The organism is Rodentibacter caecimuris (assembly GCF_001019715.1).
GTDB classification, from domain to species: domain Bacteria; phylum Pseudomonadota; class Gammaproteobacteria; order Enterobacterales; family Pasteurellaceae; genus Rodentibacter; species Rodentibacter caecimuris.
This window is the reverse complement of sequence record NZ_BBXJ01000001.1, coordinates 1,960,940-1,974,521: the sequence shown is the minus strand read 5'-3', so window position 1 is coordinate 1,974,521 and position 13,582 is coordinate 1,960,940. Positions and strand designations below refer to the sequence as shown.

The 13,582-nt window shown below is 41.6% G+C and carries 19 protein-coding genes; 17 read left to right on the top strand and 2 right to left on the bottom strand.

The features are described 5' to 3' along the window. The first annotated feature begins 2 nt into the window (after positions 1 to 2). The 12 genes from PNEUHYL_RS09655 to PNEUHYL_RS09600 are packed head-to-tail and all read left to right on the top strand — an operon-like array spanning position 3 to position 8,011. On the top strand, positions 3 to 1,346 hold the full coding sequence (locus PNEUHYL_RS09655; protein ID WP_059367669.1) for a DUF1073 domain-containing protein: 1,344 nt from the start codon (positions 3 to 5) through the stop codon (positions 1,344 to 1,346). After that, entirely contained in the window at positions 1,324 to 2,265 is a 942-nt protein-coding gene (locus tag PNEUHYL_RS09650) for a phage minor head protein (RefSeq protein ID WP_255204591.1), read from the top strand. The genes PNEUHYL_RS09655 and PNEUHYL_RS09650 overlap by 23 nt, the downstream gene beginning before the upstream one ends. Beyond that, positions 2,262 to 3,629: a hypothetical protein gene (locus tag PNEUHYL_RS09645; protein WP_059367666.1), complete on the top strand. Its 1,368-nt coding sequence runs from the start codon at positions 2,262 to 2,264 to the stop codon at positions 3,627 to 3,629. Before PNEUHYL_RS09650 ends, PNEUHYL_RS09645 begins: the two co-directional genes overlap by 4 nt. Beyond that, positions 3,629 to 4,066 (top strand): hypothetical protein, encoded by a 438-nt coding sequence (locus PNEUHYL_RS09640; RefSeq protein WP_059367664.1) that lies wholly within the window; start codon positions 3,629 to 3,631, stop codon positions 4,064 to 4,066. Before PNEUHYL_RS09645 ends, PNEUHYL_RS09640 begins: the two co-directional genes overlap by 1 nt. Before the next feature lie 9 nt (positions 4,067 to 4,075). Then, on the top strand, positions 4,076 to 5,131 hold the full coding sequence (locus PNEUHYL_RS09635) for a major capsid protein (protein WP_059367663.1): 1,056 nt from the start codon (positions 4,076 to 4,078) through the stop codon (positions 5,129 to 5,131). A 42-nt stretch (positions 5,132 to 5,173) separates the two neighbouring features. Then, positions 5,174 to 5,380, top strand: coding sequence for a hypothetical protein (locus PNEUHYL_RS09630; protein WP_059367661.1), 207 nt, complete (start codon positions 5,174 to 5,176; stop codon positions 5,378 to 5,380). 1 nt (position 5,381) lies between these two features. Next, a complete protein-coding gene (locus PNEUHYL_RS09625) occupies positions 5,382 to 5,765 on the top strand; it encodes a DUF7370 family protein (protein ID WP_059367659.1) in 384 nt (127 codons plus the stop codon). Next, positions 5,758 to 6,105: a hypothetical protein gene (locus PNEUHYL_RS09620; protein ID WP_059367657.1), complete on the top strand. Its 348-nt coding sequence runs from the start codon at positions 5,758 to 5,760 to the stop codon at positions 6,103 to 6,105. The genes PNEUHYL_RS09625 and PNEUHYL_RS09620 overlap by 8 nt, the downstream gene beginning before the upstream one ends. Position 6,106: 1 nt before the next feature. Beyond that, the gene (locus PNEUHYL_RS09615; RefSeq protein ID WP_059367655.1) at positions 6,107 to 6,475 is read left to right on the top strand and encodes a hypothetical protein; all 369 of its coding nucleotides are present in this window, start codon (positions 6,107 to 6,109) and stop codon (positions 6,473 to 6,475) included. Next, positions 6,472 to 6,849 (top strand): phage tail termination protein, encoded by a 378-nt coding sequence (locus PNEUHYL_RS09610; RefSeq protein ID WP_059367653.1) that lies wholly within the window; start codon positions 6,472 to 6,474, stop codon positions 6,847 to 6,849. The genes PNEUHYL_RS09615 and PNEUHYL_RS09610 overlap by 4 nt, the downstream gene beginning before the upstream one ends. Positions 6,850 to 6,860: 11 nt before the next feature. Further along, positions 6,861 to 7,349, top strand: coding sequence for a phage tail tube protein (locus PNEUHYL_RS09605; RefSeq protein ID WP_077665748.1), 489 nt, complete (start codon positions 6,861 to 6,863; stop codon positions 7,347 to 7,349). A gap of 2 nt (positions 7,350 to 7,351) precedes the next feature. Beyond that, on the top strand, positions 7,352 to 8,011 hold the full coding sequence (locus PNEUHYL_RS09600; RefSeq protein ID WP_059367651.1) for a DUF6246 family protein: 660 nt from the start codon (positions 7,352 to 7,354) through the stop codon (positions 8,009 to 8,011). Here PNEUHYL_RS09600 and PNEUHYL_RS09595 read toward each other — a convergent pair. Together PNEUHYL_RS09595 and PNEUHYL_RS09590 are read right to left on the bottom strand one after the other, a co-directional pair. Then, positions 7,997 to 8,416, bottom strand: a complete 420-nt coding sequence (locus tag PNEUHYL_RS09595; RefSeq protein ID WP_077664595.1) for a type II toxin-antitoxin system HicB family antitoxin — start codon at positions 8,414 to 8,416, stop codon at positions 7,997 to 7,999. The genes PNEUHYL_RS09600 and PNEUHYL_RS09595 overlap by 15 nt on opposite strands. Positions 8,417 to 8,459: 43 nt before the next feature. Next, positions 8,460 to 8,636 (bottom strand): type II toxin-antitoxin system HicA family toxin, encoded by a 177-nt coding sequence (locus tag PNEUHYL_RS09590; protein WP_059367647.1) that lies wholly within the window; start codon positions 8,634 to 8,636, stop codon positions 8,460 to 8,462. Between the two features lie 99 nt (positions 8,637 to 8,735). Here PNEUHYL_RS09590 and PNEUHYL_RS09585 point away from each other — a divergent pair, with 99 nt between their 5' ends. From PNEUHYL_RS09585 to PNEUHYL_RS09565, 5 genes are read left to right on the top strand one after another with little or no spacing between them, the layout of a single operon-like run. Then, complete coding sequence (locus tag PNEUHYL_RS09585; RefSeq protein WP_059367645.1) at positions 8,736 to 11,234, top strand: hypothetical protein; 2,499 nt, start codon at positions 8,736 to 8,738, stop codon at positions 11,232 to 11,234. Further along, the gene (locus tag PNEUHYL_RS09580; RefSeq protein ID WP_077665747.1) at positions 11,188 to 11,550 is read left to right on the top strand and encodes a phage tail protein; all 363 of its coding nucleotides are present in this window, start codon (positions 11,188 to 11,190) and stop codon (positions 11,548 to 11,550) included. The genes PNEUHYL_RS09585 and PNEUHYL_RS09580 overlap by 47 nt, the downstream gene beginning before the upstream one ends. Further along, complete coding sequence (locus PNEUHYL_RS09575; RefSeq protein WP_059367642.1) at positions 11,550 to 12,254, top strand: phage minor tail protein L; 705 nt, start codon at positions 11,550 to 11,552, stop codon at positions 12,252 to 12,254. Before PNEUHYL_RS09580 ends, PNEUHYL_RS09575 begins: the two co-directional genes overlap by 1 nt. Before the next feature lie 2 nt (positions 12,255 to 12,256). Beyond that, on the top strand, positions 12,257 to 13,003 hold the full coding sequence (locus PNEUHYL_RS09570; protein WP_059367638.1) for a C40 family peptidase: 747 nt from the start codon (positions 12,257 to 12,259) through the stop codon (positions 13,001 to 13,003). After that, complete coding sequence (locus PNEUHYL_RS09565) at positions 12,946 to 13,581, top strand: tail assembly protein (RefSeq protein ID WP_110890462.1); 636 nt, start codon at positions 12,946 to 12,948, stop codon at positions 13,579 to 13,581. The genes PNEUHYL_RS09570 and PNEUHYL_RS09565 overlap by 58 nt, the downstream gene beginning before the upstream one ends. The last annotated feature ends 1 nt before the right edge of the window (position 13,582 follow it).

The following is a 13,582-nucleotide window of genomic DNA, read 5'->3' as shown; positions in this document are numbered from 1 at the left end:
TTATGGATTTTGAACAACAACGACAAGCCTTTTTAAGTGCGCTTTTTGGGACAGGGAATGCCAAACGGCGGACATTGTGGGCTGAATTTGGTTATCCAAGTAAACTTGATTTTCGTAACTTCTATCGTGCTTATAAACGCAATGCAGTTGCATTTGCGGCAGTAACTCGTCTTTTAGATGGCTCTTGGGCTGATTTACCTATCATTGTAGAGGGCGGAACAGAAAATGAGTCAAAAGAAACCAGTGAGTGGGAAGCGCTTATTGAATCTCTAATGAAAAAACATTGGCGATCAGTAAAGGAGGCGGATCTACGTAATTTAGTCGGGCGTTATTCCGGTTTACTATTGCAAGTGAGAGATGGAAAAGACTGGAAAGAGGAAATTGAACCTCAATCTCTTTCATCTCTTGGTATGCTTGGGCTAGTTAAACTTATTCCTGTATGGGAAGAACAATTAAAAGTCGCCAGTACGCAAGATGACCCGCTTTCCGAAGATTACGGTGAGCCATTAACTTATCAATTTAATGAATCTTCTTTCACTAAGGGTAAAAAAGGACGATCTTTAATTATTCATCGTAGCCGTGTCATTTTGTTTAATGAGGGTGGAGAAACGAATAATCCTGAAAGTGGTATATCACTATTAGAACCCGGCTATAACAAACTGCTGGATCTAGAAAAAACATCAGGAGGAAGTGCGGAAGGATTCTTGAAAAATGCCAGTCGTCAATTGGGCATTAAGGTTTCTAAAGAAGTAAATCTCTCGGAATTAGAAAATGCCTCAAAACGACTTGGATTTAAGAATTTCAATGAGGCGTTAAATAGCCAAATTCAAAAACTCAACAGCGGTACAGATTCCGCACTGGTAACACAAGAAGGTGATGCGCAGGTATTATCCGTATCACCGGCAGATCCAAAACCAACTTGGGAGGTTTCGGCGAATGAATTTGCGGCTTCCGTTCAAATCCCTTTTACAATTCTATTCGGTCAGCAAACGGGGCGACTTGCCTCTGATGAAGATAAAATGGATTGGGCTAAACGTTGTAATACTCGCCGTAATGGTTTTTTAAGTGATGTAATTGCTCAACTTGTTACGAGGTTCTGGCAAATTGGCATTATTCCGCCGCCAGCAACAGATGAGATCACGGTTTCTTGGTCAGATTTACTTGCGCCGGGTGAAAAAGAAAAAATCGCAAACGCTCAAGCTCTTGCAAATGTTGCAACAACTACTCAATCTGCCTTCGGAACACCAGCTATCAGTGCAAATGAAGTGCGAGAATCTTTAGGATTTGTGCCATTACCAGAAAATATGCTACCGCCGGAGCTTGATGATGAAGATACGGAAGATTAAACCGTTACGGTTTCCTGTTAATCAAGCCGATCCGCTCAATATGGGAAAATCCGTTGCGTTAGCTTGGCGACATATTGATGGGCTTTATCACATTATTTCAAAAGAGTTGTTGGCATATCTTAATCAACGATTGCAACGAAAGATGATAAATCGTGCGGATTTTATTGAGACTGATTTAACGGCTTTCGAGTTAGGTGAGGTCTTAGAGGAAATTCAACGAATTATTGACCGTACTTTGTTGTCTGCCAGCAACCAAGGTGTGCAATTATGGTTTGACAGTTACCTTGATGAGGCAATGCTTAAGGGAACACAATCGGCAGTAACGGATCTATCGTTGCAATCCGAGCGTTATCGTAATGAGCGCAATCTGCAATCTGTTATTTTCTCTTCGTCTTATTTCAATAGAGCTGCAATAGCTCGTACAGCAGCTTATAGCGACTGGAAAGGGTTATCTGACGGGTTGCGTAAAGAATTGGCGAACGTGATCACGGAGGCAGTTTTAAATGGTGATAACGTAAAAACAACAGCTCGCACAATTAAGAAACGTTTGGATATATCCGCAAAGCGAGCCAAATTAATTGCTCAAACAGAACAATTATCTGCTTATCGTCGGGCGGAATGGGACGAAGCAATTGAGGCGAAAGAAGTATTAGGGCTTAACACTAAACTTTTGCACTTTTCTGCTTTAAAGCCCACTACCCGTTTGACCCATGCTGCACGCCACGGCAAATGTTTCGATGTGGACGAAGTGAAGGCATGGTATCAGCAAGACGGGAATCGCTTTAATTGTTACTGCAAGCAGTCTGTAATCGTCTTAAATGATGATGGTACAAGCGATGTAGAGCCATTGGTTAAAACATTAAATGAGGAGCGGACAAAATGGGTACAAGCAATCAAAAAGAGGAAAACAGCTAAATGAAAAGTAATATTCACGTTTTATCTGCGGTGAATAGTAAAAATATCACACGTGAAACGATTGATAATGAACTGCATTTGATTATTAAAGGCGTAGTGCCGATAGTCGATGATGTCGTGATGAATGGTGGTCTCTACCCTGCTGATGAAATTGATAAAGGCTATAAAACCCTTGAGGGGAATTTTATGCCCTTGGGTCATCCTGAAATTGAAGGTAGCTATATTTCTGCGCAAGATGTTCGGGCGGTAAATAAACACCATGTCGGGGCTTGGGCGAGTAACGCACGAAAAGAAAACGGACGGGTGCTTGTAGATATGTGTATCAATATCCGTTTTGCGGAAGGTTCTGAAAACGGTAAGCGGCTATTGTCTCGGCTTGACGAGATGGAATCATCAGATGATGCCGAACCTATCCATGTTTCAACAGGATTAATCCTAAATAAAGTTGATTGCAGTGGTAAATCATCAAATGGTAAAAAGTACCAATGGATCGCAACAAATATGTTTTTCGATCACATTGCGATCTTGCTTGATGAACCGGGGGCGGCCACACCAAATGATGGTGTAGGGATTTTTGTCAATCAAGATGGCGCAAAGCTAGATGTTGAACGAGTTAGCCTCAACAATGCGGCAGACTGTAGAAAAGAAAAGCTATTTGATAGAGTGCGGTGGTTTTTTACGGCAAATTCTGCCTTTTCGTTTGATGAGATTTATCGTGCGCTATCAGAGCAACTCAACCCTAAAAATAAGGAATATTATCGTTATATTGAGTCCGTTTATCCTGATTATTTCATTTATGAAGATCAAGGTAAGCGATTTAAACAAAGCTACTTAATTAATGATGACGGCTTGGCTAATCTTGTTGGCGCTCCGGTCGAAGTCGTTAAAAAAGTGGAATATCACACAATCACAGCAAATGAGGAAAATCAGCAAATGCGAGGAAAAATTATTAATGCGTTAAACGCTGCTGGCGTAAAAACTGAAGGCTTAGACGACGATCAATTATTGGCGGCGTATAACAAACTTCAGGAAGACAAGGCGAAACCGACTGACGGTGAAAAAGAAAAACCAACCGATAAAACTGAAAAAGACGAATCGGAAGATGAAGAAGATCTTGATAAGAAAATCGAGAAAGCCGTAAACAAGGAATTTGAGGCTCGAATGGAAGCAAATCAAGAAGCTGAATTAGCAACTAAACGCTCAGCAGTAAAAGCGCACTTTGGTTTAGATGAAACTGCAGTAAATTCACTTTCAAATGAAGCGTTAAACGGGCTTTATGCTAAAACCGTGAAAAGTACAGCGGTAAATGCTGCCTTTAATGGCAATACCGTTAATGATGATTTATTAAATATGGAGGCTCCAGAATAATGGCAAAACTACGATATCATACAATTATTGCCGGCCCAGCTCGCAATAACAGTCCACAAACCTTAGACGCACCGACAGCAGAAAGTATTCAGCCCGGTGCGTTGGTGTTTTTAGAGGACGATAAACTTAAAACACACAACCAAGCCGGAAAATCTACTCAAGCGCTTGTATTACAACCTAACTACTTAGGTGGCGGCGATATTCGTCATGTCGTGCCAGCCGGTACAACGGGGGTGGCGGTAATCTGTGACAGTTTGACGGATTATTATGTGTTAGTTAATACATCTGAAACCTTAATTGAGGGCGATAAGCTAACCTCAAATGGTGATGGTACGCTAAAAAAAGCGGGCGATTCAGATCAAGCAATTTTCATTGCACGTGAAACCTACACCGTGTCATCTGATGGTGCGGAATTGGTAAAAGTGCGATTAATTTAAGGGGTAATAATGGAACGTATCATTTTTAACAAGAACCTAATCACAAATTCAATTCAGGCAAAACAAGCGTGGGATCAGTTGTTATTACAACGCCAAGTATTCAATACTAATCAATCTCGCTTAGCTGCTGAATATGGGCAATCGCTTTCAGTAAACCAAGCCGCATTGCTTGATAAAGACTATTGGCGTGAAGTCGATATGGTCACTACCCGCGTTTTCCGTGATGACCAAGGTAATCCAATCTTAGATGATTTACTCTCTCTTGGTACATCGATTTCTATCGGTAAAACCGTGGCAATGTATCGTGTATCAAGCGATGCTGGCGTTGTAACTCGTTCTATGAGTGGTCAAGTACCGGAATCAATGGATAAAGTTATCTATGATCAATACGGTGATCCAATTCCGATTTTCAGTACCGGCTATGGTCGCGAATGGCGTGAATGGCAAGGGTTACAGTCTGAAAATATCGATGCTATGTCAGATGACCAAGAGGCAGCAGTAGCTGCGCTACGTGAGAATATGGCGAAATATGTGTTACTTGGTGATGACAAGCTCATCGTTAATAACTTTGCTGCACGTGGTATCACTAACCACGAAAACACTAATCAGATTGATTTAGGCGGAAGCGGGTTAAATATCAACTTAACCACAGCGGATGCAGACGATGTGATTAAATTCTTTACCGGTAATTTTGCCAAAGTGCTTGATGATAATCTTGTCGGCGAGAAAGTGAAAGTATGGGTATCGCCTGAGATCAACCGTAATCTTGATCGTCCTTATTCCAATGCTAACGGATATAAAGAGGGGACGATCAAAGACTATATTCTCAAATATGGTCGTGTTGACTCTATTGAGCCAACATTTGCATTGAAAGATAACCATTTCATTGCTTATGTGCGCAATGCACAGTATTTAAAAACTCGTATTGCGGCGCCGATTGGTACGTTTATGATTCCGCGTCAAAACCCATTTGATAACTATCAATCAATGGTGTGGTCTGCGTTTGGTTTACAAGTTAAGCGTGATTTTAACGGTAAATCAAAAGTCTTTAATGCTAAAGGTTAAAACCAATGAGGGGCGAAAGCCCCTTTATTTTTGGAGTATCAAATGAAACGAATCAAAATCACCCATCGTGGCTGCTATGGTGTATTAAACGGGCAATTTCAAGCATTACCTATCGGATCAGAAATGACGGTTGCCGAAATGCCGGCAGCTTTTGTTGGGCGCGCCGTTGTTTTGAATGAAACTGATGGTGAATTAGAAATTCCAAAAGAAAACTCTAGGACTAAACCAAAACCTCAAAAGGATAAATAAAATGGCGGCGGCAATCTTGAGTTCTGATGCTAAATCGTTTCTTGAAGAGATGGGATATTCACCGCCAAAATCGCTGCTTGAGCGGTTTATTGAACAAGTGGATACCCTTGATGTGGCATTTGATAAAAGCGACTACCCTGATGTCACACAAGAATTGATTAAGCTCTATCTTGTTGCGGTTTTATCCGTAAGTTCGGGCGCACGCCGGATTAAATCGGAAGGTGCGCCAAGTGGAGCAAGCCGTTCTTTTGATTTTGGCGAAGACGTGATCGGAAATCTTAAAGCGGCGGTACGAGGGCTTGATCCGTTGGGAATTACAGCAGATCTATTACCCAAAGAGAAAAATGTCGGTTTCTTTAGCGTGGTAGGTGGTTGCGATGTCTGATATTTCAAATTGGTCTTATACGGCAAAGGCTACTTTATGGCGCAATCTAGGCAAAGATGATGACGGAATTATTCAGTTTTCCTCCCCTATCCTCATTGATTGCGATTATGGAGCTGATTCGCGCAAAGTAAATATTGATGTAGGGCGAGAAAAAACCGTAAAAAATGTGATCTGGAGTGAATACTCAGAAGCTAAATTAGGCGATTTTGTACTAATTGGTGAAAGCGATTCTATTAATCCTTTGACCGTCGATGCGGAAGAAATTATTCAGATCCAGCGGTTTGCTGATACGTTTTCTCGCAAAGCGGATGATTTTGCTTGGATCACGGGGGGGCAATAACATGGCGTTAAGAGTTCGTGGAATTGAGAAGGCAAAACGAATGACGGCGGAATTAATCGGAGAAATTCGAGCGGAAAAAGTGAATCGTGCAATGTATCGCTCTTTGAAAGTCGTTGCTCTGCAATCCGCACATTATACGCCGGTTGATACCTCAACATTGCTTAATAGTCAATACACCGAAATTTTAGTGCGTGGGAAGCGTTTAATTGGGCGCGTGGGCTATTCTGCGAATTATGCTCTCTTTGTTCACGATCCAAGTGTAAAACAAACCTTTAAAAAACCTTCTGCACGGAAGGAGTTCTTAAAGTTAGGTTTTGAGGAATCAAAAGAAGAGATCGATCGCATTATTAAAGAGGAAATGCGCTTATGATTGCTTTTGTAAAATCCTTAAAAACATGGCTTGAATCTACCGCACTTTCTGACGGTTTTATTGTGCAGCTATATCAATGGGAAGATCGAGGCGGTTCAACACCCTATTTGGTTATTCAACCAGACGGAGGAAGTGTTCAAATTCCCGATCACAGCAATGAGCATTATTTCTTATTAAGTCTTATCGCTGATAAAAGTACAGGCTATGCCATTGAATCAAAAGCACGCGAAATTATGGAGGCAATATTAGCTAATCCCATCACCGAGTTTGGTTATCTGGAATGTACCGGTGGTTTGCCGATGCCTATTTTTACCACGGATAATCGAATGGTTTTACGGTTATCTTTACGATTAATTAACACTCAAATCGAGTAAGGAAATACATTATGGCTGAAACAGCTCAATCTACACCTACTGTTGATACTGGTTTAATGGTGGGGCGTACCGTTGTTCTTGAGTACGGTACGGGTGATACAAAACCGGCAAATGCTGATTGGAAAGCGGCAGGGGCAATGACAACCAAATCTTGGGACTTTAGCCCTAATACGGTGACATCCGAAGCGGATGATGCCGGAGGCTTCCCTGAATCCTTAGTAACCAATTCAGACTTCACAATTTCAGGTGAGGGAGAATGGCGTAAGCGTGATAAATCAGATTCGATCGGGATTAATGCACTTGTAGCGATCTATGTCAATGCAATTAAAAACCGCACGCAACCTTATGTATGGGTGCGCCTAAAATACGGCACATTAACTTTCATTGGTAAAATGATTATCTCGGCTTTAAGCTCTGAGTCAGCAACAAACGATCTTGTTACTTTCTCTGTTGAGTTTAAAGTTGGCGATGCGTCAACCCTTGAAATTATCACGGCATAATGATGAAACCAATCACCAATATAGGCGAATGCCTGATTAGTACGGCAGAACGGGATTACTTTTTCAAACCGTCATTGAAAGCAATGGCGGTTCTCGGTTCTCCCGTTGAGATTGTGCAAATCTATGCCGAACTTCACGGTTCAGAAGTTAGGGCGTTGCTTGATAAAGTAGGGGCAAAATCAACTGCACTTCAAGAATATGCGCTTGATGTTATCCACTCTCCTGTTTTTGGACGAAAAATTTTACAACATGCGATGAATGTGTTGTGCGCCTGTTGTGAAGATGATGTTTCGAGGTTAATTGGAGAATGGAAATCAGGCACACATGGCTTGGTTTATGTTCGCGGAACATTACCTTATCCTGACATTATTACAATCGCACGTTTTTTAATGATGCACGGAGTGATTGGTTGTTGCCCGTTGGATGTACCGGCAAATAAAAGCGCGGGGAGTTATTCAAGTGAATTTCAAGCGGTTGAATATATTAGTATTGCTAGAACCGCATTTGGATTAAGCCGACAAGATGCGGAAAATCTAACAATGACAGAGTTTCAGCAGTTAATTAAAAGCCAGCAACCACAGAAAAAATCCCGCCATTTCACCGATGACGAATACGATCGGATAATGGCAGAATATGAACAATCTCGGTTAAGCGAGGGATAATTTTAGCTGTTTGCCTAACGCTTCAAAAGCACGATCAATCGTATTAATTTTCGTGTTATGGCGTAAGTTCATTATACGTTGAACTTCTGCCGGACTTGCATCAAGTAATCTTGCTAGACTTGCCTTATTGATATTGCGCTTTACCAATTCATTATGTAGTAGCACTTTTGCCACCATTAATGTCGGTAATGCGATCGCATATTGTCCTTTTTGGACTTTATCCGGCATTGGGATTTCTTTATCCATATCAAAGTAATCCTCAAGATAAGAAATCAACAAATCCTCGCACATTTCTTTGGTTTCCTCAATGGTTTCACCTTGAGTAAAGCCACCGAATTGTGGGAAGTGGGCAACATAGCCGCTTTTTTCGTCGGGTTCAAAGATAGCGGGATAAAATAACATCATTTACTCCTTATCAAGAAAAGCCCCCTTTAGCAGGGGCTTTGGATTATTTTAAGCCTAGTTGCTTTTTTACACCTTCTACTAAACCTGTTTTCAGCTCTTCGCTTGGGTGTCTAGGCAGTCTGCTGATTTTGCCGTTGTAATAAAGTTTTAGGTGTTTTTTGCCGTTTTCTGCTATTACGCCTTGCTCTTTCAGCCATCTTAAAAACTCACTTTGTTTCATTATTCCTCCGTGTTTTTTAAGATAGTTTTATTATATACAAAAATGTATATTTGTAAAGTGTAGGTATATACAAATTTGTAAGTTTTTTGAGGTGATTAGATGTCAAATAATATTGGCGAAATTTCATATACGGTAAGCATGGAGCTTGAATCTTTGCTTACTGGCGGTGACAAGGTCAATGCCGTTTTAGATGGCATGGAAAAAGCAACTGGAAAAGCGGCGAAAGAGTTTAAGAAACTAGATACCGAAATGACAAAGACAGCTCAAGCCGTGCGACTTAGTGGTGGACATTTAAATCAAATTAAAAACGGACTTTCAGATCTTGCCCGTTCCGCCGCTACCGGTAATGTTACCGTTGCAAGCTTTGTTAAATCAATCAGTTCTCTCGGTTTTGTTTTAGGTCCTGTCGCTGGTATGTTAATTTCCGTGGGAGGATTGTTACTCGCCGATTTCCTATCAGGTCTATCTGAGTCAAAAAATGAGGCAAATAATCTCAAAAATGCGATGAGCGAATTGGATAAAGTAATAAAAATTTCTGAAACAGGATTAGTCGGTTTATCTAATGAATACGCCAGATTAGTTAAAGCCAATGGTGAATTAGCTCAACATTTGAAAAATGCTGCGATTAATAAGTTTGAATATGATGTTAAAAATGCCAAAAATGCGATTAAGGAGCTAGTTGAAGAACAAAAGTCATGGAAAAAAGACGCATTTAGCGAAGGTGTTCGATCTGTTAAAGAAATGGGCGTGGCGCTATCCAATCTTGGCGTTGAGGCTAACTCTTATTCAGAAGCTATGATGGAGGCAACAACAGGAAATGCAAGATTTTCATCAGCAGCCTCGACTATCAAGCAAACAACAGAAATGCTTGCTGAGAATTTTGGACTTTCAACAGATGAAGCCTTTAAGTTCGGGAAAATGCTTGCTGAGGTGGGGGAAAACCCAACCCCTGAACGTATTAATGATCTTGTTGGTTATTTAAACTCTTTGGAAAGCAATACAGATTCAGGTAAGGAAGCCTTACATAAATTTACACAAAAACTCATTGATGCTGGGGTCAATGTCAGTCTTGTAACGGAATATTTACGAGAACTTAAAGGTGAAATGGGCGGACTTGCAACTGCCGCCCAAAATGCCAATTTTGAATCACTTAAAAAAGGGTTAGAGCAACAAAAAATTGCGCTAACAAAAGGGGCACAAGCTGCAAAGGAATATGCTATTGAGCATGCAAATCTCAATCAGGAGCAAAAAAATACGTTAATTGCAATGAGCCGTGAAAATGCGGAGTTAGAAGAGCAAAACAAAAAACGTAAAGAAGCAGAAGCCGCGGCTAAAAAAGCTAGCCGAGAGGCAGAATCAGCAGCCAAAAAAGATTTGCAAACGAAACAGCAAGTCATTGATAAGTTAAATCAGCTCAATGAGCAATATAAAATCGTTACCATTCGACAAAATGAAGGTGAGCTTTCGGCGGCAAAATATACCGCCAGATTGCAACTTGGCGCAGCCGCTACTGAAGAACAGAAAAAGCAAGCAGAACAATTAGCCGAAAAAATTTATAACGTCACAACGGCAATGAGTAACTTTGATAGTGCGATGAGTAAGGTAAAACCGACTTATCAGCTTGATATTGATTTTGCCCGTGATACTCAATCTATTGATGAAGGCATTGCGATTTATAAAGCTAAAATTGCGGAAGCGGAGCAAGAAATTGCCGCAATCAAAGCTGCAAGTGGTAACAATCCCCTATCGGTTAATTCAGAACAACAACTTGCCGAGCTTACCGCCGCTAAAGCAACCTATTTAGCCAACATCACGGAAGCGGAAGAAGCTAGAAAACTGATTGAAGATGAGTATCGAGAGCAGCGTATTGCGGCAGAATGGGAGGCTTGGAAACGGTCGTCTGATGGCGCAGCGATATTCGGTAATGCGTTAGATGCGATGGCTTCCAATGGGGGGAATGCGATAGCCGGATTGCTTTCCGGTACAACGTCATTAAGAGATGCGTTTCGATCTATCGCTAATACGGTTTTAAATAGCGTGATTAGCAGTCTTGTTGAAATGGGTATGGCTCAAGTACGGCAAATGGTGATCGGGCAGGCAATGGCGAAAGCGACAATGGCTGCGCAAATTGCTCAAGCTGCGACGATAACAAGTGCTTATGCTCCGGCTGCGGCAATGGTAAGTTTGGCATCTTATGGTGCAAATGCCGCTCCGGCTCAAGCCGGTATGACGGCGACAATGGCTACAGCCCAAGCTCTCGCTATTACAGGTCGAAAAAATGGCGGCGTAATGTCTGCCAATCAAATGTATCGTGTCGGTGAAAATAACCAGCCTGAAATTTACCAAGCGAGAAACGGAATGCAATATATGATTCCGGGTAATGCTGGGCGAATGTTTAGCAATAAAGAAGTCAGTAAACGGAACGCTGGCGGTGGTTCATCACAAACGATTACTATCAATATGACAAACCACTTTGAGTCAAAAGATCAATCTAGCGATCATTCTGAATGGACTAGCGACTTGGTCGATAAAATTCGTGGCATGATTCAATATGAGTTACGGGAGGCAAGACGTGACGGGAACGCTGGAGCGTTTTAATTGGGCGGTGCAAGGCGGCTACTCCATCTCGCACGAACCCAATATTATCAATAATGAGTTTGGGGACGGCTATTCTCAACGTGCGCCGAAAGGATTAAACCACGACTTGGTGAATATTTCCGGCGTACGCTGTATTTGTAATTCAGCTAATGCCAAATCCTTACGTACATTTCTTTCTAAACGTGGCGGATATCAGGCGTTTCTGTGGTATTGCAGTCAAGAAGAACGAGATATAAAAGTCTATTGCCCGTCTTGGAGCAGTACACAAAATGGTGGCATTACTACGTTTACAATGACATTTAAAGAGGTGCTGTAATGAGTGAGCCAAAACTAAAGGCGGAACTGGCAAAACTTGAACAGTCCGCCTTAATTGATCTATGGGAAATTGATTTAAGAAAACATTTTGATAAAGAAGGTAATGCCGGCGAGCTTTATCGCTTTTATGCCGGTGCCGGATTAAACGACAAGCCTATCATCTGGCAAGGTAAAGAATATGTTCCCTACGGTGTGGCAACAAGCGGTTTTAAATTGTCTTCACAGGGTGCAAGCAATCGCCCTACGCTTTCTTTAGGCAATATTAATGGATTTGTGACCCGTATTATTTACGCTTACCAACAATGCCTTGGCGCAATCGTAAGACGTAGGCGTGTCTGTGTTCGGTTCTTAGATGCAGTCAATTTTGAAGATGGCAATCCATACGCAGATCCAAGTATTGAAACGGTTTCAATTTTTGTAATTGAACAACTATCTTCACACAAACGGGATTTAGTCAGCTTTGTTCTCGCTACGCCGGTAGAAATGGACGGTGCGCAGATTCCTTGCCGAACTATTCTGACGATGTGTCCTTGGCCATATCGAGGAGTTGAATGCGGTTATGACGGTCCGCCTGTGGCTGATGAAAAAGATCAACCGACAACCGATCCGAAAAAAGATAAATGCAGCCGATGTAAAACAGGTTGTGCTCTTAGACGAAATCTCGCTAATTTTGGTGGATTCCCAAGCGTTGATAAATTGGGGTAAACATGAATATTCCTGATGAATTAAAAAAGACCTTGCTGACACTGGCAAAAGAATGTGAGCCGCTCGAAATGTGCGGCTTTGTTGTATCTATTGAAGGAAAACTTGAACTTATTCATTGTGAAAATATCGCAGCCGATCCGCAAAATTATTTTGAGGTTTCACCAGGCGATTTTATTAAGGCGGAAGAAAAAGGGGAAATTTTAGCCTTAGTCCATTCCCACCCTAACGGAGATCCCAAATTGAGTTTAGCAGATAGGCAAATGCAACTTCTATCGGCTCTTGATTGGTGGCTTATTTGTGATGATGAGGTTTATCAATTTCCCCAAATTGCGCCGTTAATTAGCCGCACTTTTGAACACGGCAAAATGGATTGTTACACGCTTTTTCGTGATTTCTATTATTTGTGCGGTTTTGATTTTCCTGATTATCCCCGTGCTGATGAGTGGTGGTGGCAAGGCGAAAATCTTTATCTTGAGCATTTAGAAGAGAACGGATTTTATCAAGTCTCGCTTGAAAACATTCAGGTGGGTGATGTGGTATTAGTGCGTATTGAATCTCCAGTGCCGAATCATGCGGCAATTTATGTCGGGGATCAGCGAGTATTGCACCACGCCCCGAAAAGGCTCTCAAAACGTGATCTTTATGATGGTTATTGGCTCAAATATACACATTCAATATGGAGGCATAGAGAATGGTCAATGTCAAATTCTACGGCAGTCTTAAACAATTTGGCAGCCAATTTAGGCTAAATGTAAAAACCGTAGCAGAAATTGTTGAAGCATTAACACAACAACGTAGAGGCTTGAAAAATCATTTATTAAAAGGTTTTTTTAAGGTTCGTATTGGGCGAAATACTTATTTAGATTCTCGTTATGCGGAACATGAAATTCATCAAGAGCTTAGTGAGAATTGCACCGTACATTTTACTCCGGTATTAGCCGGAGCGAAAAAAGGAGGGCTTTTTCAGACTATTGCTGGAGCTGTGCTTGTTGTAGTTGGGGTTCTCACGTCGTGGGCCGGCGGCGGGGCGTTAATAGCCGCTGGGGTCGGCTTGATGGCAAGCGGTGTCGCACAAATGCTAACGAAAACACCAAACTCAAATAACGGTAATGACAGGCAAGATAAGCAAAGTTCAACAAGTTTTTCTAATATTTCTAACATGGTGGCACAAGGTCGAGCTATGGCATTGTGTTATGGGCGCTTCCGATGCGGATCTCTCGTTTTATCTCAAGGCATTCGTACATACGATGCCGAAAGCGAAGCAGAGAAAAAACCGGCTGAGCGTCGAGACGGGGCTTTAGTAAGAAAAATTATAGGAAGGTATTAAA